Origin of the sequence: Paenibacillus sp. USDA918EY (assembly GCF_009870825.1) — a bacterium.
Taxonomy (GTDB): Bacteria; Bacillota; Bacilli; order Paenibacillales; family Paenibacillaceae; genus Paenibacillus_AQ; species Paenibacillus_AQ albilobatus.
In genome coordinates this window covers 554,374-573,179 of the sequence record NZ_WTWY01000002.1, presented here as the reverse complement: position 1 = coordinate 573,179, position 18,806 = coordinate 554,374, and the positions used below count along the sequence as shown (strand labels likewise).

Annotated in this window: 17 protein-coding genes; 12 read left to right on the top strand and 5 right to left on the bottom strand. The window is 53.5% G+C overall.

All coding sequences use genetic code 11. The annotated features are described in order from the left end of the window. Nucleotides 1-13 precede the first annotated feature (13 nt). Nucleotides 14-883 carry a carbohydrate ABC transporter permease gene (locus GQY55_RS06755; protein WP_160039458.1) on the top strand — a complete coding sequence of 290 codons (870 nt, stop codon included), beginning with the start codon at nucleotides 14-16 and terminating at the stop codon, nucleotides 881-883. Nucleotides 884-960: 77 nt separating this feature from the next. Beyond that, nucleotides 961-1,596, top strand: coding sequence for a peptide-methionine (S)-S-oxide reductase MsrA (gene msrA / locus GQY55_RS06750; RefSeq protein ID WP_160039456.1), 636 nt, complete (start codon nucleotides 961-963; stop codon nucleotides 1,594-1,596). 7 nt (nucleotides 1,597-1,603) lie between these two features. Here the strand turns inward: msrA and pdxR are convergent, their stop codons facing one another. After that, nucleotides 1,604-2,998: a MocR-like pyridoxine biosynthesis transcription factor PdxR gene (gene pdxR / locus GQY55_RS06745; RefSeq protein ID WP_160039454.1), complete on the bottom strand. Its 1,395-nt coding sequence runs from the start codon at nucleotides 2,996-2,998 to the stop codon at nucleotides 1,604-1,606. Nucleotides 2,999-3,107: 109 nt separating this feature from the next. On the opposite strand from pdxR, the gene GQY55_RS06740 reads away from it, so the two are divergent. Beyond that, entirely contained in the window at nucleotides 3,108-3,731 is a 624-nt protein-coding gene (locus GQY55_RS06740) for a LysE family translocator (RefSeq protein WP_160039452.1), read from the top strand. Between the two features lie 65 nt (nucleotides 3,732-3,796). Here the strand turns inward: GQY55_RS06740 and GQY55_RS06735 are convergent, their stop codons facing one another. Continuing rightward, nucleotides 3,797-4,120, bottom strand: a complete 324-nt coding sequence (locus tag GQY55_RS06735) for a hypothetical protein (protein ID WP_236575458.1) — start codon at nucleotides 4,118-4,120, stop codon at nucleotides 3,797-3,799. Nucleotides 4,121-4,687: 567 nt separating this feature from the next. Between GQY55_RS06735 and GQY55_RS06730 the strand changes: the two genes are divergently transcribed. Continuing rightward, the gene (locus GQY55_RS06730) at nucleotides 4,688-6,163 is read left to right on the top strand and encodes a chitinase (protein ID WP_160039450.1); all 1,476 of its coding nucleotides are present in this window, start codon (nucleotides 4,688-4,690) and stop codon (nucleotides 6,161-6,163) included. A 492-nt stretch (nucleotides 6,164-6,655) separates the two neighbouring features. Beyond that, nucleotides 6,656-10,429, top strand: coding sequence for a glycosyl hydrolase family 18 protein (locus GQY55_RS06725; RefSeq protein WP_160039448.1), 3,774 nt, complete (start codon nucleotides 6,656-6,658; stop codon nucleotides 10,427-10,429). Between the two features lie 242 nt (nucleotides 10,430-10,671). Here the strand turns inward: GQY55_RS06725 and GQY55_RS06720 are convergent, their stop codons facing one another. After that, the gene (locus GQY55_RS06720) at nucleotides 10,672-10,971 is read right to left on the bottom strand and encodes an MGMT family protein (RefSeq protein ID WP_160039446.1); all 300 of its coding nucleotides are present in this window, start codon (nucleotides 10,969-10,971) and stop codon (nucleotides 10,672-10,674) included. A 212-nt stretch (nucleotides 10,972-11,183) separates the two neighbouring features. Between GQY55_RS06720 and GQY55_RS06715 the strand changes: the two genes are divergently transcribed. Beyond that, nucleotides 11,184-12,782, top strand: coding sequence for an ATP-binding protein (locus GQY55_RS06715; RefSeq protein WP_160039444.1), 1,599 nt, complete (start codon nucleotides 11,184-11,186; stop codon nucleotides 12,780-12,782). Nucleotides 12,783-12,954: 172 nt separating this feature from the next. Beyond that, the gene (locus GQY55_RS06710; protein WP_160039442.1) at nucleotides 12,955-13,260 is read left to right on the top strand and encodes a hypothetical protein; all 306 of its coding nucleotides are present in this window, start codon (nucleotides 12,955-12,957) and stop codon (nucleotides 13,258-13,260) included. Between the two features lie 82 nt (nucleotides 13,261-13,342). Here GQY55_RS06710 and GQY55_RS06705 read toward each other — a convergent pair whose 3' ends face one another. Then, nucleotides 13,343-14,173, bottom strand: a complete 831-nt coding sequence (locus tag GQY55_RS06705) for an AraC family transcriptional regulator (RefSeq protein WP_236575457.1) — start codon at nucleotides 14,171-14,173, stop codon at nucleotides 13,343-13,345. A gap of 153 nt (nucleotides 14,174-14,326) precedes the next feature. On the opposite strand from GQY55_RS06705, the gene GQY55_RS06700 reads away from it, so the two are divergent. From GQY55_RS06700 to GQY55_RS06690, 3 genes are all read left to right on the top strand, one after another. Then, a complete protein-coding gene (locus GQY55_RS06700; protein WP_160039438.1) occupies nucleotides 14,327-14,779 on the top strand; it encodes an SRPBCC domain-containing protein in 453 nt (150 codons plus the stop codon). A 380-nt stretch (nucleotides 14,780-15,159) separates the two neighbouring features. Then, nucleotides 15,160-15,588 (top strand): hypothetical protein, encoded by a 429-nt coding sequence (locus tag GQY55_RS06695; protein WP_160039436.1) that lies wholly within the window; start codon nucleotides 15,160-15,162, stop codon nucleotides 15,586-15,588. Next, nucleotides 15,585-15,914 carry a hypothetical protein gene (locus GQY55_RS06690; RefSeq protein WP_160039434.1) on the top strand — a complete coding sequence of 110 codons (330 nt, stop codon included), beginning with the start codon at nucleotides 15,585-15,587 and terminating at the stop codon, nucleotides 15,912-15,914. The genes GQY55_RS06695 and GQY55_RS06690 overlap by 4 nt, the downstream gene beginning before the upstream one ends. 162 nt (nucleotides 15,915-16,076) lie before the next feature. Here GQY55_RS06690 and GQY55_RS06685 read toward each other — a convergent pair whose 3' ends face one another. Next, nucleotides 16,077-16,910: an AraC family transcriptional regulator gene (locus tag GQY55_RS06685; protein WP_160039432.1), complete on the bottom strand. Its 834-nt coding sequence runs from the start codon at nucleotides 16,908-16,910 to the stop codon at nucleotides 16,077-16,079. Nucleotides 16,911-17,106: 196 nt separating this feature from the next. Between GQY55_RS06685 and GQY55_RS06680 the strand changes: the two genes are divergently transcribed. Both GQY55_RS06680 and GQY55_RS06675 read left to right on the top strand, forming a co-directional pair. After that, nucleotides 17,107-18,405, top strand: a complete 1,299-nt coding sequence (locus GQY55_RS06680; protein WP_160039430.1) for an alpha-glucosidase/alpha-galactosidase — start codon at nucleotides 17,107-17,109, stop codon at nucleotides 18,403-18,405. Nucleotides 18,406-18,481: 76 nt separating this feature from the next. Continuing rightward, nucleotides 18,482-18,781 (top strand): hypothetical protein, encoded by a 300-nt coding sequence (locus tag GQY55_RS06675; RefSeq protein WP_160039428.1) that lies wholly within the window; start codon nucleotides 18,482-18,484, stop codon nucleotides 18,779-18,781. Nucleotides 18,782-18,806 lie beyond the last annotated feature (25 nt).

Here is an 18,806-nt window from a genome sequence, read left to right as displayed (position 1 = left end):
AGGAGTGGGGGACATGGAGATGGCAGCCGGAGAGCGCCGGAAAACAGGGGGACGCGGATGGGCGAGGAAAGGCTTGTCAGGGTTCGGCAGGCTGATTTTGACCGCATACGCGGCGCTCACCCTGTACCCTTTGTATTGGTTGTTTATTAGCGCATTCAAGACAAACGAGGATTTTTTCAGGCATCCTTACGCTTTGCCTCACGTGTGGATGAAGGAGAACATGGTCCGGGCGTGGGAGCTGGGGAAGATGGGACGGGCGATGATGAATTCGGGGCTCGTGACCGTCAGTGCCGTCATCTTGACCCTTTTGCTCGGCATACTGGCGGGGTATGTGCTGTCCCGGTTCGAATTCCGGCTCAAGAAGCCGGTGATGGGGTTATTCCTGATCGGGATGCTTATCCCGATTCACAGCACGCTCGTCCCGCTTTTTCTCATGATGAAAAACATCGGCCTGCTGGATACCTACGGCGCCTTGATTCTGCCGTATACGGCGTTCGAGCTGCCGATTACGGTGTTTTTGGCGATCGGGTTCATGGCATCCATACCTCGCGAGATTGAGGAAGCCGCCATGATCGACGGAAGCGGCTGGTGGCGGATTTTCGGGCGGATCATTTTCCCGCTGTGCACGCCGATCGTCGCCACGATCTCCATCCTCGCCTTTTTAAGGTTTTGGAACGATTTTTCCTTCGCGCTCGTATTTATCAATTCGCAGTCGCTCAAAACGCTGCCGCTCAGCCTGTCCCTGTTCTCCGACGGCTTCGGCACGGATTACGGCCTGACGATGGGCGCGATGGCGATCGCGGTCATTCCGACCATCGTGATCTATTTAATGATGCAGGAGCGGATCATGAAAGGCATGGTAGCGGGTTCGATCAAGGGTTGACCGGGTTTGGAGATTCGGCACGAGTGGTATATAGTGATACCTAATGAAAGGCTAAAAGAGCCCGGGAGGTATCTGCAATGAACGAAATTCACACCGAAACCGCCACGCTTGCCATGGGCTGCTTCTGGGGACCGGAAGCGCTTTTCGGCTCCTTGCCGGGCGTCGTCCGGACAAGGACGGGTTATGCCGGGGGAACGTCAAGCGAGCCTACCTATCGCCGAATGGGCGACCATACCGAGACCGTCGAGGTTGATTTCGACCCGGCGGTTTTGTCGTACGAAGACCTATTAAACGTATTTTGGGATCATCACCGCCCGGAAAATATCAACGGCTATAAAGGAAGGCAATACCAGTCGATGCTGCTGTACCGGAGCCTGGAACAAAAGGAAATGATCGGCCGTGTGCTCCAAAAGCGGGGCGCTGCAGGCAAAGGGGAGCCGGCGACGGAAATCCATCGGTTTGCCGTTTTTTATGCAGCGGAAGAGAGGCACCAGAAATATTATTTGAAACGGCATTCGCATGCCGTGGAACGATTGCTGACGCTGTATCCCTCCATCGCCGAGATGGACCGCTCCACGCTGGCGGCAAGGCTGAACGGCCTGGCCAAGGGATATGCCAACCGGTCGGGCGTGCTGGAGGAAATAAACCGCTGGCCATTGCCGGAGGAGGAACGGGAACGCATCATGGCATGCGTCCGAAGCATTCGCTGGTAGCCGCTTTTTACAGCACTTCCTGCAGCAACATCTTTAATCCCCGCACGATGTCTTCTTCCGCCAAGCCGGCAAAACCGAGCAGAAGCTGAACGCAGCCATCGTTTTTAGGCGTTTCATAGAACATGGAAGCTTTGTACACTTTCAAGCGGCGAAGGGCCGCTTTTTTGATGAGTTCGTCTTCCGTTTGGTCGGTTTGGATCGTCAGAATGACATGCAGCCCCATGGTCATGTCGTTGACTTGAACGAAAGGGGGAGCGTACTTGCGCACCGTCTCCTTGATTGCCGCCATTTTGTTTTTATAAATGCTGCGCATCTTTTTGATATGGGCTCCGAAATATCCTTCTTCCATAAAATAATGCAGCGTCCGCTGATGAATCCCCGAGGCGCAGGGCTCGAACAGCGGCTTTTTGTTCTCGTAGCGGGGCAGCAGGGCGTGCGGCAAAATCAGATATCCGATGCGTACCGACGGCAAAAGCGCTTTGGAGAACGTCCCCACGTAAATGACCCGTTCGTTGTTGTTCAAGCTGAACATGGCCGGAACCGGCTTTTGTTTATAGCGGAACTCGCTGTCGTAATCGTCCTCGATAATATAACCGTCATGTTCTTCCGCCCAATTCAGAAGGGCCAACCGATGTTGAATGGGCATGATCATTCCGAGCGGAAACTGGTGGGAAGGCGTGACGTACAAAAGCCTGCTCTTGATCTGCCGGAGGCTGGGGAGATGCATACCGTTCGGGTCGACGGGAACCGGCTCGATGTGGTAGGAAAGCTCGCGGAAAACGTCCTTGGCCCCCGCGTACCCCGGTTCTTCAAAGCCGACCGAATCAAATTCCCCGCCCAAAATCGCCCCGAGCAAATACATCAGCTGCTGCGTGCTGCTGCCCACGATCATTTGCGCCGACGTCGCCTGAACGCCCCGGGATTGGAACAAATAGTCTGCGATGGATTGTCTCAACAGCGGATCCCCCTGGCGATCCCCGTAGGTATAAATCGAAGGATCTTTGAGCGCGCGGTTGGACAAAAGACGCCATTTTTCGATCGGAAAATGCTCCGGGTCGACGGCCCCCAGACGAAAATCGATCAAGTCGGCCGGAGCTTCCTCCTCCGCCTGGGCACGAACTTGATGAAGGTTGGGCGGCAGGGTTTGGTTTAGCGGCAGCGGCTCTACGTAGTAGCCCTTTTTGTTTACGCTGCGGATAAAACCTTCGGCCAGCAATTGCTCGTAGGCGAGCTGCGCCGTGTTCCGGCTCAGATCGAGCGATGCGGCCAAATTCCGGATGGACGGCAGCTTGGCGTCGGGAAGAAGCCTGCCCTGCATGATTTCGTTTTTCAGATGCCGGTACACTTGCACATATCGGGGTACCGGACTTTCGGGATCAATATGAAACAGCAGTTCTCGCATGAAGGATGACACCCCATCTGTCATTTTTGAAAAGTATAAACTATACCTTCTGAAAATGACAAATTTCCGATAGGGTATGGGTATACATGAAAACATAAGCGAGGGGTGTATGGAACTGTTGTGGTTAAGTAGCATCATTTTGGGGCTGTCGGTAGCGATTCCGGTAGGGCCCATCACGGTTGAAATGATACGTCAAGGTTTAAAAAGAGGTTTTTTGCATGGCTGGAGCGTGGGTCTCGGAGGGATGACGGTCGACGTGCTTCTGATGGCCCTACTTTATTTCGGCGCTTCGGCGTTTATGATGACCCCGGTCGTTCAGCAAGCGATGTGGATCGTCGGAGCGGCCTTTTTATTTTATGTAGGAATCGTCAGCATCAAGGAAGCGTCGGCCAATCACGCTGTCGAGGAAGGAGCGGTCCCTGAAACGTGGCTTTCATCCTACGCAAACGGTTTTATGGTCGCCGTGTCGCCGGGGAATATCGTGTTTTGGCTGAGCGTTTTCGGCACGCTGCTGGCGGACAAGCTGGAAGGCCCGGAAAAGAACCGCTTTCTCGTTATGGCTGCCGGCGTCATTTGCGGCATTTTGATTCATGATATCGTCTTGATGCTGCTGGTGACGTACATGAGAAAGCTAATGAACGGAAGGTGGATGAAGCGGATTTCGGTATGCGCGGGTCTGGCGTTGATATATTTCGGGGGCATGTTTGTTTGGCGGTTTGTGCAGTCTTTGTAGACATGCCGCGCTTGCAAAAAAAGAGGTCCTGATCGCGGTTGGCGAAAGGACCCTTTTGGTTGGCCTTAAGTATAGAGCAGCGTTATCGCCAGCAATTCATAAAGGACAAGCGGCAAAATGACGTTGTTGTAGTAGAGGCCCCTAGCCTGGCCCTGTTGCCCGGAAGGATAAGGGATGCTGATGTACAGCATTCCTTTCTCGCAATGCGTCAGAACGCCTTCATAGACCTGGCCGTCCAGCGTTTGGACCCGGACCGCCTGGTTCCGGTAATGCCTGCATATTTGACTCACCCGGTCGCGGATGGATTTGACCGTTTGCGCAACATGAGGTTCGGCCTGATAGAGCACGGGCTGCGCCGGCATGCCGGATGAATACGGGGAAAGGCTCATGAACATAACCTCCGTCTTTCGTAATTAGCGTAGTGTATGCGATCGCCCAACTGAAGGTGATACAATTCAACGAAATATGATACATATCTCGGATACCGATTTTCAGATGCGAGTCGGAGTGTTATGATGAATATGTAACTTTTTTATCCATAAATTGTAAATTCCCTCCAGAGCCGATCGGCTCGACGATACTGTTTTTGCTCCTGATCCGGCATGTCTGCTTGCAAAATATCCACACCCACTTTCGTTATCTGTACGGCACCCGCAGCGATGATGTTCCCCGGTTTGTTGAAAGCGCTATCAGTAGCGTGAGACAAGCTATCTCTATCTCTTCCCGGGCTTTCGAGTCATCGCGTTCGACATCCGCAATATTCCGCTGGGTTACCCGCTTTGGGCCACGCTCGTTTCGTTTCATTTCACTTTCCAGTCTGTTTGTCATGCCCAATACAGCTACTTACAGCAATTCCACATAAAATTTCAAAATTTAAGTAAAGGGAGGTGGCGCGGCGGGATCAAGCCGGTCAAACAGAAGCATGGGCAATGAAAAAAATGAAGGAGGAGATATCGATGGGAAAAGCTTTTTCTCCAAAAAGCAAGCTGATTCGGAAATTTCTGCCGCTATTCATCATCGTTGTGCTTATGGTGGGATTGGTGCCCTCGATGGCCGCTGCGGCAGACCGCGGAGCATGGGCTCCGAATGTCGCATATGCCGTCAATGATACGGTAACGTACGGCGGAAGCACGTACAAAGCGATTCAACCGCATACTTCCCAGGTCGGATGGGAGCCGCCGAACGTGCCGGCGCTGTGGCAGCTTGTCACTGGAGGCGGCGGCGGCACCGATACGCAGGCGCCGACGATGCCGACGAATCTCACCGTCACCGGCGTGACGTCCTCAAGCGTGTCCTTATCTTGGACGGCTTCGACCGACAATGTCGGCGTGACGGGTTACAACGTCTATCAGGGAACGACGCTGGCCATGACGGTGACGGGAACGACGGCGACGGTTGCCGGATTGTCCGCAAGCACGGCCTACACGTTCAAGGTCGCGGCGAAAGACGCCGCCGGGAACGTATCTCCGCAAAGCGCGGCCGTAACGGCCACAACGCAAAGCAGCGGCGGCGGAGGAGGCGGTGGCGGCGGCCAGCTTCCGAAGCATGTGCTGACGGGCTATTGGCATAACTTCATCAACGGCTCCGCCAATTTGAAGCTGAGCGATGTGCCGGACCAATACGATATCATCGCGCTGGCTTTTGCCGATATGGATCCTTCGAAGCCCGGCGGCGTGACGTTTAACGTCGATTCCTCGCTGTCGAACGCCCTCGGGGGATATACCAACGCGAACCTGATCAGCGACATTCAAGCCAAACATGCGAAAGGCAAAAAAGTCATCCTCTCGATCGGCGGGGAAAAGGGGAACGTGAACCTTGGCAGCGCGTCGCCGAACGTCGCCAACTTTGTCGACAGCATGTACAACATTATGACGACGTATGGCCTTGACGGCATCGATATCGACCTCGAGAACGGCATGAACGTGGCGAACCTGACTACAGCCGTCAAGCAGCTGCAGCAGCGGGTCGGCTCCGGTTTCATTTTGACGATGGCCCCGCAAACGATCGATATGCAGAGCGCAAGCACGACCTACATGCAGCTGTACAACAACCTGAAAGACATCACGACCGTCATTAACGTTCAATATTACAACTCGGGCTGCATGCTGGGCCGCGACGGCAAATGCTATTCGCAAGGCACCGTCGATTTCCTGACGGCATTGTCCGATCTGTCCCTGCAGTGGGTGTCGCCGTCGCAGCTGGGCATCGGCGTGCCTGCCGTTCCGGCAGCCGCAGGAGGCGGGTACGTATCGCCGAGCGTCGTAAACAACGCTTTAAGCTGTCTTGCCAACGGCACCGGCTGCGGAAGCTACAAGCCTGTCGCGAAATATCCCGATATCCGCGGCGCCATGACTTGGTCCATCAACTGGGATAAAACGAGCAACTACAACTTTGCGGGCACGGTGAAGCCTTTTCTGGCCACATTGCCATAAAATCATCCGTTCTCAGCCTCCGGCTTTGTGCGCCGGGGGCTGTTTTACGGGAAAAAGATACAAATCAACGAAATAAGATACTTATCTTAAAACCGATTTCCGCGCGGAAAAAGGGGTGATATGATGGAAGCTGCAGCCGGCGTTGCCCGCCGGCGCCTCATGGAACAGCTTAACGTTAACGATCGGATTATCGCCCTTCAACGGCTTGACCCGAGAACCCTTTCTCCGAAACGGATCATTTTCCCGACATGGCATGGATCCGAATGCAAGATACCTCATGATTAAGCTTCTTCATCCTGACTGCATGTCGCAGACATCCATCTTTTTCATTCGTCCGATTGACCGAATCATGAGCTATTAAGTCCGGCTTTTTACGGCCGGGTTTAATAACAACCATGCGCATAGGCCGCATCCGGGGCAAAGGGAGGTGAAATCGCCGCTGCCGAAGGATGATGGGCGCATGGCCAAAAAATCTCCGGATAGAGGTGTAATATGAAAGCGCTTCACAAAAGGAAGGGATGGAAGTGGTTTATTTGCTTCGTTTGCGCAGCCATCGTCGTATCATCATACGCTTTTGCGGGACGGGCTTTGGCAGGCTCCTCCGATCTTCAAGGGCATTGGGCGGAGGAGCTTCTCGCCGGTTGGGAAAATCAAGGCCTGCTTAAAGGATACCCCGACGGTTCCATGAAACCGGACCGGGCGCTGACCCGGATCGAGCTGATGGCCATGATCAACAGGTATTTTCAATTTACCGACGAAAAGGCGGCCGCCTTCCCCGATCTGAAAATCGGGCAGTGGCAATATGCGGAAGCCGCCAAAGCGATGCAGGCGGGTTACGTTACAGGTTACGCCGACGGCTCCATCCATCCGGATCAGCCCGTAACCCGCGAAGAAGCCGCCGTGATGCTGGCCAAGGTCCTGAAAGCGGGAACGGACAACGACCCGGGCGTGCTCAAGGCGTTCAAGGACTATGCGGACGTATCTTCCTGGAGCCGGCAGGCGCTTGCGTTTCTGGTTCACGAAGGCAAACTGGGCGGATATCAGGATGGCACCCTTCGCCCCAAATCCAAGCTGACCCGGGCCGAGGGAACGGTTATGATCAGCCGCCTTCCCGTCAACGCGTCGCCCGGGACGCTCCAGGTTTATGACAAAGCCGGAACCTACGGACCTGCGGCGGGAACCGAAACCGTTAGCGGGGACGCTGCTATAACGGCTTCCGGCGTGATCCTGCAGAACGTGACCATCCGCGGAGATCTGATCGTCGAAAAGGCGATCCGTTCCGGCAGCGTGACGTTGAAAAACGTGAAAGTGGAAGGGAAACTGATCGTTCGCGCTTCGGGCGCGGAGCTTATGATCCAAGGAAGCCAGCTTGGTTCCGTCGTCATTGACGGACAGGGCAATACGCTGCAGCTCGGCAGCGATGCCGGCATCTCCCATTTGGTGCTGAATGCGGCGACGAAGGTCGTTGGCACCGGAAAAATCCAAAAGGCCACCATCAATGACGGAGCAAAAGGCTCCTCGTTCCAAACCGCTCCGCTTAGCGTCGACGGACCGCAAGCCGGATCGGTTTCGGCAGGGGCATCCGGCAGCGGCAGCACCGGCTCAGGCAGCAGCTCCGGAGGAGGTTCCGGAGGTTCCGGCGGAGGTTCGGGCTCCGGCGGCAGCGGAGGCGGGGACGGCGATTCGACCGTTCCGCAGGCGCCGACCGTAACGGGGGTCGCCGAAGGCGCGGTGTATGCTTCCGGCGTGCTTCCGAACTGGAGCGATGCCGCCGACACGACCAGCAGCGCCACGTTGAACGGGGCCGCTTACGTGAAAGGCAGCGGCATTATCGAGGCCGGCCAATATACGCTTGTCGTCACCGCCGTCCATAAAAAAAGCGGCAAAACGGCAAGCACGACGGTCCATTTCGCCATGAAGCCGGAGACCAAGCTGATCGGCTATGTGGCAGGCTGGAAGGACTGGTCCGCCGAGCGCCCGGTGGATGCGGCCAAGCTGACCCATATCAATTATGCCTTCACGCATATCCAGGACAATAAAATCGTTCCGATCAAAAATCAGAACGATGACGCGAATTATGCTTACCTGCAAAGCCTGAAAGCCCAAAACCCGAACCTGAAAATTTTGAATTCGGTCGGCGGCTGGGCCGCGGACGGATTTTCGGATGCGGCGCTGACCGAAGCTTCGCGGAAAGCTTTTGCGGACAGCATTATCGATTACGTGAAAAAGTACGATCTGGACGGCATCGACCTCGATTGGGAATACCCGACCCAGGATGCCGGCGGAATCGTGAAAGCAAGACCGGAAGACAAAGAAAACTTCACCTTGGTGCTGAAGCTCATTCGCGAGAAGCTAAACGCCCTTGGGCTGGAGAAAAACAAATATTATGAGCTGACCATTGCGGCCGGAGCCGGCGGGGGATATTTGAACGGCGTGGAAATCGATAAGATCACTCCGCTTCTGGATAACATCAACATCATGACGTATGATTTCGCCGGAGGCTGGGTCCCGAATACAGCTCATCATACGCATCTGTACGGCAAAAACATCAGCGGGGATTTAAGCGTCGACGTCCTGCTGAAAAACGGCGTTCCCGCCCATAAAATCGTCCTTGGCGCAGGCTTCTACAGCCATAAATGGACGGATGTGACCGGCGAAGGACCGATCGTGGGACGCAGCGCCAAAGGCAGCGGCGACACGCCGTCCTACAGCGCGACGATCGCAACCTACAACGAAGAAACCGGCTTTACCCGTTACTGGGACGAGGACGCCAAAGCGCCGTACCTGTTCGACGGCAGCACGTTCCTGTCCTACGACGATCCGGAATCCCTCGCGGAAAAAGCGAAATATGTGCTGGACCGCGGGCTTAGGGGAGCGATGTTCTGGGAATACAGCCAGGATACGACCGGCGTTCTGCTTGCGGCGCTGGCGGACGGACTGAAAGGCAAACCTTTTGAAAAGGATACGTCCTCCGTTCCAAATGCGCCGGTTATCGGCCAGGTAGCGGAAGGCGGCGAATACGATCCGGGAATCGCGCCGAGTTGGACCGATGAGCCCGAAACGGCCAGCGCGGCGTTCCTGAACGGGAACGTCTATGAACAAGGCACCCCGATTACGGGGGCGGGAAGCTACACGCTGACGGTCATCGCAGCCCATGGCAAAAGCTTAAAAACGGCGAAGACGACGGTTCATTTTACCGTCAAGAACAAAGAGATGCCGCCTGCCGGACCGAAGGTGATCGCTTACGTGCCGGGCTGGGTAGCCTGGTCCGGGGCCAAGCCAATCGATGCGGGCAAGCTTACGCATATCAATTACGCTTTCACACATATCCAGGACAATAAAATCGTTCCGATGGAAGGTCAAGGCGATGACGCGAATTACGCTTACCTGCAAAGCTTGAAAGCTCAAAACCCGAATCTGAAAATTTTGAACTCGGTCGGCGGCTGGGGGGCGGACGGCTTTTCGGATGCCGTATTGACGGAAGAAAGCCGCGAGACCTTCGCTTCCAGCATCATCGACTATATGAAGCGGTACGACCTGGACGGCATCGACCTTGACTGGGAATATCCGACCCAAAGCGCGGACGGCGTGATGAAAGCCAGGCCTGAGGATAAACAAAACTTCACGCTGATGCTCAAGCTGCTGCGGGAAAAGCTGGACCGGCTGGGTGCCGAAACCGGAAAATATTATGAACTGACGATTGCCGCAGGGGCGTTCCAGTCCTACTTAAACGGCGTCGAAATCGGGGAAGTCGTCAAATACGTCGACAACATTAACGTGATGACGTTCGACTTCGCCGGAGGCTGGAGCGGTACGACGGAGCATCATACGAACCTGTACGGCGGAAACTTCAGCGTAGACGCGTCCATCCGGCTGTACTTGAACAGCGGCGTGCCCGCAGAGAAGCTGGTGATCGCGGCCGCATTTTACGGCCATTTGTGGACGGACGTGGAAAACGCCGACAACGGCGGCCTGGGGCAAAAGGCGAAGGGTTCTTCCGATACGCCGACCTATACGGATATTTTGGCGAATGACACGGAGGAAAACGGATATGTCCGTTATTGGGATGATCCGGCTCAAGCGCCCTACTTGTTTAACGGCAGCACCTTTATTTCCTATGACGATCCCCGATCGGTAGCGGCCAAAGCGAAATACGTTCTTGATCACGGGCTGGCGGGAGTGATGTTCTGGGAATACAGCCAGGATGAGTCGGGAAGCCTGCTCGCGGCCCTTTCGAATGGCCTCAAAGGCATTCCTGTCGAGTAGGGTCGCATCCATGCGGCAAACCTGACATTTTTGCAAGCGATATAGATTGAACTAAAGTTTGCATCGAACTTCCTGTTAAAAGGGCCCGATGCGGCCCTATAACCTTCGTTTCTTTAGTTCATTCTATATAAAAAAGAACTTATTGAAGATTCCCCCGTGAGGCGTCTCAAGTGGGCGTAGCAAAACGTCCGCTTCGCGGGGGTTTTTTATATTTCATTGCCGGATGGAAACTGCCGCTGATTCTATATTCCATACACGGCCAGGTCGATCCGGCCGCCGATACCGATTTCAACCCCTTCATCCTCCAGCAGGGACTGCTGCAGGAAACGGGATTCGTCATCGTGAAGGGCGATTTCGCCTTTGGCGTTGACGACCCTGTGCCAAGGAAGCTCGTATTTGGCGCTCATGGAATGCAGGATGCGGACGACCTGCCGCGCGGCGCGCGGGCTACCGGCTGCGGCGGCGACTCCGCCGTATGTCATGACTTTTCCGGGAGGTATGGATTTGATTTGTTCGATCACGGCTCGGGTAAATGGCTGCATCGTTTCTCCTTTCGGCCGGCCTGGCCGGCGCGTTTTGTTCCCGTTTTATTAATTTTATTATTTGCTTCCAAATGCCAAAAACGGATAGTGAAGGAATCCTATTTGAATGGTATGATAAGGGGAGACCCAGACAATTCTTACTATATAAAATGCTGCGCTTCCAAGCGCATGAAACGTTAGGTAAAGTATATAACAAAAATGAGGTGTGCTGCATGGGCGAACCCTTGTATAAATTGAATGATGCACACGCCATCGAGGTGTCCAAACAGTATTGCAGACAAACGGGGATTGATCCGGATGAGCCTCCGAGGTTTAATCAGAAATATTGCCCTGCGGAACTTGCGGCCAAGCTGGTGAAGTACGGGGAGTATATCGAAGTCATTCATTTTTTCATCGGCAAATTTTTGTCCTCCATTTCAGGCAGTCCCATCACGATTACGGTAACCGACGACCAGGGGTATATGCTGGAGTTTGCCGGCGATCCGACGATCATCAAGACGGTGAAACAATTAGGGATCGAAGAAGGCGTTCGGTTCAACAAGGATGCGGGCACCAACTCCATCGACCTGTGCCTGACCTACGGCCGGCCGTTTCAGCTTATAGGAACGGAACATTACCACACCATTTTGCACCGGCTGGCATGTTATTCGACCTGCTTCCGCAGCGAAGACGGCCGCGTCATGGGCACGATCTCACTCATGACGGAACTGGATTTTGCCCACCCGCATTTGCTTGCGCTTCTCTGCACGATGGCCGACTCCGTGGAGCGCGAGCTGCTGCTGCGAAGGCAAAACACCCAGCTTCAAATGTTGAACCAATTTTTGCTGGACACGAATTTTTACGGGGTTGTCATCACGAACGGCTTGGGCAATATCCTTGAAATGAACGAACGCTGCCGCTCGATGCTGCATTTGGACGGTCAAACCGATTATGCGGGGACGTCGGTCTTCAACATCGACTTGATCGGCTCGTATTTTAAACGGGCCATCAAACGGCATGAGGAAAGCATCGGCGTGGAGCTCAATCTGGCCGTGAAGGACGAGGAGCACTGTTATATGCTGGACGTGCTTCCGGTTTACGATAACGACCGCTCGATCGTGCGCGTGGTCGGCACCATCCGGGACATTACCGAAATGAAAAAGACGGAGGAAATCCTCCGCAACACCGAGAAGCTTGTGTTCGCCGGGCAGCTCGCGGTCGGCATCGCCCATGAAATCCGCAATCCGTTGACCACGGTCAAAGGCATGCTTCAGCTTCTCGGCAAAGACAACTGCCTGCGCCATTATAACCTGATCATGTCGGAGCTGGAGCGGATGAACATGATCGTGGGCGAGTTTTTGATTCTGGGCAAACCGCAGGCGGTGCAGTTCCGGGAGGAACGCTGTTTCCCGATTCTTCAGGAAGTGCTGAACCTGTTTGAAATTCAGGCGGCGTTGAACTTCATCAACATCAATTGCGACGTCGATGCGGATCTTCCCGTCCGATGCGACCGGAACCAGATTAAACAAGTGTTTATGAATATCGTCAAAAACGCGATCGAAGCTTTGCCCCATGCCGGAAATATCCGTATTCTGCTCGAAGCCCGGGGGACTTTCCAGCTCATTCGCATTGCAGATGACGGCGTCGGCATGAACGAACAGGTGCTGCAGCGGATCGGCGAGCCTTTCCATACGACCAAACCGGAAGGAAACGGCCTTGGCATGATGATCGTCAAAAAAATTATCGACGCCCATCACGGCCGGTTGGAAATCGCCAGCGAACCGGGAAGAGGGACGACCGTGGATATTTATTTGCCGGCGTCTAACCCATAAATCGGCGGGTGGCAGGCAGCGCAAAAAAACGGAAGGCTGTTCTGGCGGCGTATACCGCCTGGGAGGACAGTCTTTTTCCAATGATGAGAAAAGGAACTCGGATCTTCAAAAACGGGTTAGAATGGAAGATATGGCATCGGCCTACTAAAAACGATAAAAGGATGTGCGGGCATTGATACGTGAAGTACAAGTCCGGCGCTACAGCCTCGTCAGTTGGATCGCTTTAGCGCTCGGAGTCATCTGTTTCAGCAGCGTGTTCGGCGAATGGATGCATGTTTTTCGCGGAACCTTTTACGGTGGCCTCATTCTAGGGATCTCCTCTTTGGCCGGGTTTATCTTATCTGCAGCCGGATTGTTTCGGCGGTCGGAAAAGAAGGCCCTGCTTTGGCTGGCGCTTGTATTATCGTTTACTCCGTTTCTTTACAAGCTGGCGATTTTCATCGGCTTTATGACGGGCTGGATTCCGTTTGCTCCATAATGCAGAACAAGATGCGCAGGTGGAGTGGCATGACCGATTTGCAGAATAGGCTGCGGCAGGCGCAGCTCAGGACCAACAAGGGTTACTTTTCTTCTAACCATCTTCGGTATTCATCGGGCGTATAGCCGACGACGGCTTTAAAATCCTTAATAAAATGAGGCTGGTCGTGGTATCCGAGCTCGGCGGCGAGCCGGGATAAATCGACGGGAAGGCGGCGGTCCATCGTCTCGGCGGCGTTTTGCAGGCGATAGAGGCGGATGACCCACTTCGGGCTGATGCCGACGTATTGGTCGAACAGCCGCTGCAGCTTGCGGATATGCATCTGGAAATGCTCGCACACCTGATCGACCTTGGAGACTTCCCGTTTGCCTGCGATAAAGTCAATGATGCGGTTGACTCGCAGCACCTCTTCGTCCTGTGGGGGAAGCTTGGACAGCAGCAGCTTTTCCATGGCTTGGACCATGTCTTGTTCGACGTTCAGGGTAAGGATCGTTTTTTCGAGTTCGGACCCGTCCACATCCAGAAGGCCGCTTACCTCAAGCGGATGATCCAGCAGGCTGGACACAGGCCGCCGCAGAAACGGATAAAAACCGCCGGGTTTGAATTTGACGCCGAAAACCATACCTTTTCCGTAAATCGGATAGGAGAACTTCCCGGGAGAAGGTGCATAAACCAGCGTTTTTCCAGGCTCGACGACCAGATTGACGCAAGGATTCGGGACGACGTGCTGCATATACGGCTCTTCCTCCCGGCAATCCCAGCGTATGATCCAGTAATGCTTAACGAAGAAGCTCAGCGCTTCCGAAGCGTCGTGGCGGGAAAGCGCGAACCTTTTTTCGCCGCCCTTCAGGTTCAGAATCCCCATGCTTGGTTTGGTTGCACCGGCGGACATTTCGATCAGCTCCTCATCCATCTAAAAATTTTTTAACGGAACAGGCGTTCCTGTCGCGTTTTTACAATACATCGCAATCCATCAAAAGGTATCATGAGTTTAGCATACAATTTCCGATAGGGGAATTTTGCGGCAACCGACCAAACCATAGGAATCCAAAGGGAGCGTGAACATATGAACAGCCTGAAATATGAATTCTACATCGGGGCCGAGCCGGAAAAAGTATGGAGTCTGCTCGTGGCGCCGGAAGGCACGAAAAAAACCTTTTTCAACTGCGTGCTTCAGTCGAGCTTCATAGCCGGAGAACCGTTCGCTTACGTCGGGCCGGGCAATGACGGGCCTGAAACGGTGCATGTGTATGGAAATATTTTGGCTTATGAACCGAACAAAACGCTGAGTTATATCGAGCATCCGGGGCCGTCTTATCATGCTAATCATGAGGAATTGACCTCCCGGGTGACGTTTACGCTGGATACGGTAGGCCAATGCACCAAGCTGACGCTGGTGAACGACCAGTGGTCGGACAACCATCCATCCTATCAAAACGCCGAAGGCCATTGGTGGATGATTCTGAGCAACATCAAGACGGTGGCGGAAACCGGAAACACGCTCGACTTCGGCTGGTAAAAACGAATACGCCAGGACAAGGGTGGCTGCGGATGGCAGCCGCCTTTTTTTATTTATAAGCATGAAATCGCCGGGAGTCCCCCGTAAAGCACCTGATCCGGTCTCGAAGCCAAGACCCCGTTTTTGACGGGGTTATTTTGCATTTTTATGCATGATAAGTAGGACCTTTACCTTATTAGGTGTAGAGAAAGCTCTAAACATTTTAGTAAAACAATCCAAAAAAATGGGTACAAACCTAAAAAACTTGCAAGTTGAAGCAAAAGCGTGCATAAAATAGCAGAACTAAGGACGCCTTCTGATATGTCACCCAACTTTCACTTGTCGTTATCACAAATCGGCTTCTCATTACATATTAGAAAGGTATATGGGGGAATCCAATCATGCATTGGACTGATTTCGCAGTGATCATAGCGTCAGGTTCATTCGGCGGTCTTTTGTCTAGTTTGTATATCCACGACGGATCCCTTATACTGCCCAAAATTATTGAACTGGAACTTAGCGACGGATCCAGAAGGAAAAATTATCACATCGGCTTTCTTTCGGATATCATTTTGGGGGCTGGCGCAGGCCTGATTTCCGCACTACCGCTTGGACTTGAGTTCCCGAAATATATTTACGTGGCGATGATCGCAGGCTTCGGCGGCGGCAGCTTTATCGCCAAACAAGCCAAATTGACGGCGGAAGAAAAAATATCCTCTCAGGATAAGCTGCCGACGATCATTGCGTCCAGTGCTCCTGATACGGATAGTCCCGATGAGGTGACGTTTGAACTTGCTATCCCAGACCGTAAAGGAGAGAAGCTTACATGACCCTTGGTAAGATCACGTTAACGAACGACGAAATCAACGAATACAACAGGCTGAAGCAAAAAATTAGAGATGCCAGAACAAGGCTGGAAGTGTCGCTTTATACGAAGCAGGCAGAACAGATCCTTGAAAAAGGCCGTCTTCGTTACGTCAGCAAGCTCGAGCAAAATAAACCGGAAATCAAAGGCATCCAGGAAAAAAGCAAGATGCAGGACAAGAAAGTGAAGCTTTCCGCATACACGGCGGCAAACCAGAGCTACGCGCTGCCGCAATCCATTAAACGCTCCGCGTTTATGGGGAAATTAGCGAAATCGAATTCGGGCCGGTAAGGCTCTTTTTATTTGAAGATTTTGCAAAAACCCAAAAAGCGACTTTCAATCAGCAATAGATAGAGCGTAACGGTTCAGTCCGTCTATGTATTGTACACGGGAAAGGCAGGAACCGAATTTTGCAAAATCGTGATTTTGGCAAAAAGTATGGCGACAGCCGGACTACAATCGCGTTTCCCGGTACTGCCGCGGGGAGGACCCGGTGACCTTCTTGAACATTTTGGAAAACAAAAACGGATCGATATACCCGACGGAACGCGACACGTCGCTGACGGACAATTCGGGATTGCGCAGCAGGTCGGCTGCCCGGTTCATCCGGTATTCCAGCAGGAAGGACTGCAGCGACATGCCGTACTGCTCCTTGAACAGGCCGGACAGGTACGTGCGGTCGAGGCCGACCGAACGGGCGATGTCCAGCACGGATATTTTTTGGCTGTAGCCGCTTTCGATATATTCGATCGCTTTGCGGATGTAGCCTTCGCGGGAATGCCGCGGCTTCTGCCCGTCGGCCGGTTCGGGAGAGCAGCGGATCAGATCGGCGAACACCCGGTACAGGATGCTGTGGCTGATGATGTCGCTGTCCCGCTGGCCTTCCGCCGCCTTCAAGTCGCGATAGAAGCTGCCGAGGCCATTTTCGGAAAGCTCGGTAAATACCGGATTCCCGGCGTGAATTTGGGCTCTCTGCAGGAGCGATTTTGCGTTCATTCCCGTGAAGCCGATCCAGGAGTAGGTCCACGGATCCGTTTCGTCCGCGCTGTAATGGACAAGCGTTTCCGGGAAAATGACGAACCCCTGTCCAGACTGCAGCTCGTATGTCTTCTCGGCCGTGCGGAAGACGCCGCAGCCGCAGTGGACGTAATGCAAAATATACGAATCGCGGAGCCCCGGACCCCATGTATGCCCAGGCAAACATTCCTCCAAGCCGAAAAATTGCATGTTCAAGTCCATCTGCCCTTGGATCGCGGGGACGGTACAGTTGTCGTTAATACGGGCCATGACGCGGCAACTCCTTTTTCATAAGGCATTGGTTTACTTTACATTATAACAGGTTAATCATCGTATTTTTCTGTTGTAAACGGATACAGAAATGGGATCATGACATGTTTTGCTTCGTTTGCTCCATGTTCCTTCCGCAGGCGGAAGGGTATAGTTAGAACCAAGCAGAAGCGAATGCAAAAGGGAGGAATCATTCATGTCCAAAATTACGTTCATCGGTGCGGGAAGCACCGTTTTCGTCAAAAACGTGCTCGGCGACGTCATGACGACGCCTGCGCTGCAGGGGTTCGAGCTCGCCTTGTTCGACATCGATCCGGAACGTCTGCAGGACTCCGAGCGTCTGTTGAACAGCATCAAAACCACGCTTGGCAGCACCTGCGTCATTAAAGCCTACTCCGACCGCAAAGAAGCGCTTAAGGGCGCCAAATACGTCATCAACGCCATCCAAGTCGGCGGGTATGACCCTTGCACGATCACGGATTTTGAAATTCCGAAAAAATACGGTTTGCGCCAAACGATTGCCGACACGGTCGGGATCGGCGGCATTTTCCGTAACCTGCGCACGATTCCGGTCATGCTCGATTTTGCGAAGGACATGCAGGAAGTGTGCCCGGACGCGCTGTTCCTGAACTATACGAACCCGATGGCGGTGCTCACCAACGTCATGAACACGATCGGCGGCATCCAAACCGTCGGCCTCTGCCACAGCGTGCAGGTGTGCGTGCCTCATTTGTTCGAATCGCTTGGCATGGACCCGGCCGGGGTGAAAGCGAAAATCGCCGGCATCAACCATATGGCTTGGCTGCTCGAAGTGTCCAAGGACGGGGTTGATCTGTATCCTGAAATCAAACGCCGCGCCGCCGAGAAGCAAAAGGAAAAACACCACGACATGGTGCGCTTCGAACTCATGAACCGTTTCGGCTATTACGTGACGGAATCCTCCGAGCATAACGCCGAATACCATCCGTATTTCATCAAGAAGACATACCCTGAGTTGATCGAAAAATACAACATTCCGCTCGACGAATACCCGCGCCGCTGCGTCAACCAGATCAACGGCTGGAAAGAGATGCGCGAGAAAATTTTCGCCAGCGAAAACATCGAGCACAAACGTTCAGGGGAGTACGCATCCTACATCATGGAAGCGATCGAAACCGACGTGCCGTTCAAAATCGGCGGCAACGTCATGAACACCGGGCTCATCACGAACCTGCCGAAGGAAGCCTGCGTCGAGGTGCCGTGCCTTGTCGACCGTTCCGGCATCACTCCGACGTACGTCGGCGATTTGCCGCCGCAGCTGGCCGCGCTGAACCGTACCAACATCAATACGCAGCTGCTCACGATCGAAGCGGCCAAAACCGGAAAAAAAGAGCATATCTACCATGCCGCGATGCTTGATCCGCATACCTCCGCCGAGCTGTCGCTGGACGATATCGTGGCGTTGTGCGACGATTTGATCGAAGCTCACGGCAGCTGGCTGCCGGAGTTTAAATAAGGAACGGCCGACCATTCGCGAGGCCGGTCGATCGTGCCCACATGTTTTGCCCCTTGATTTCAAGGGGCTTTTTTATTTGGCGAAAAAGCAGGGGACTTCGAAACCATCATTACCGATGCCGGGCGTGCAGCGTTTTACGGCTGCAAACGTTTCTCGGGTTTATGTTTATTTCACCTATGGGCATGACAAATTATTCTTTAAGAAAATAGAGTATGTGCCGCAATTCGGAGATTATTTTGTTACCTATGAGAACAAGCTCGGAGAAAACTATTCATTTATCGTCTCGCCCCGTTTTTGTCCTGTGCTTATAAAGTATGATCCGATCAAACAAGAAGCAGTTGAGTATGAAAGCATTCAAAACGGTAAGCTTGAATAACATAATGCAAGGTTAAGCGGGGGGC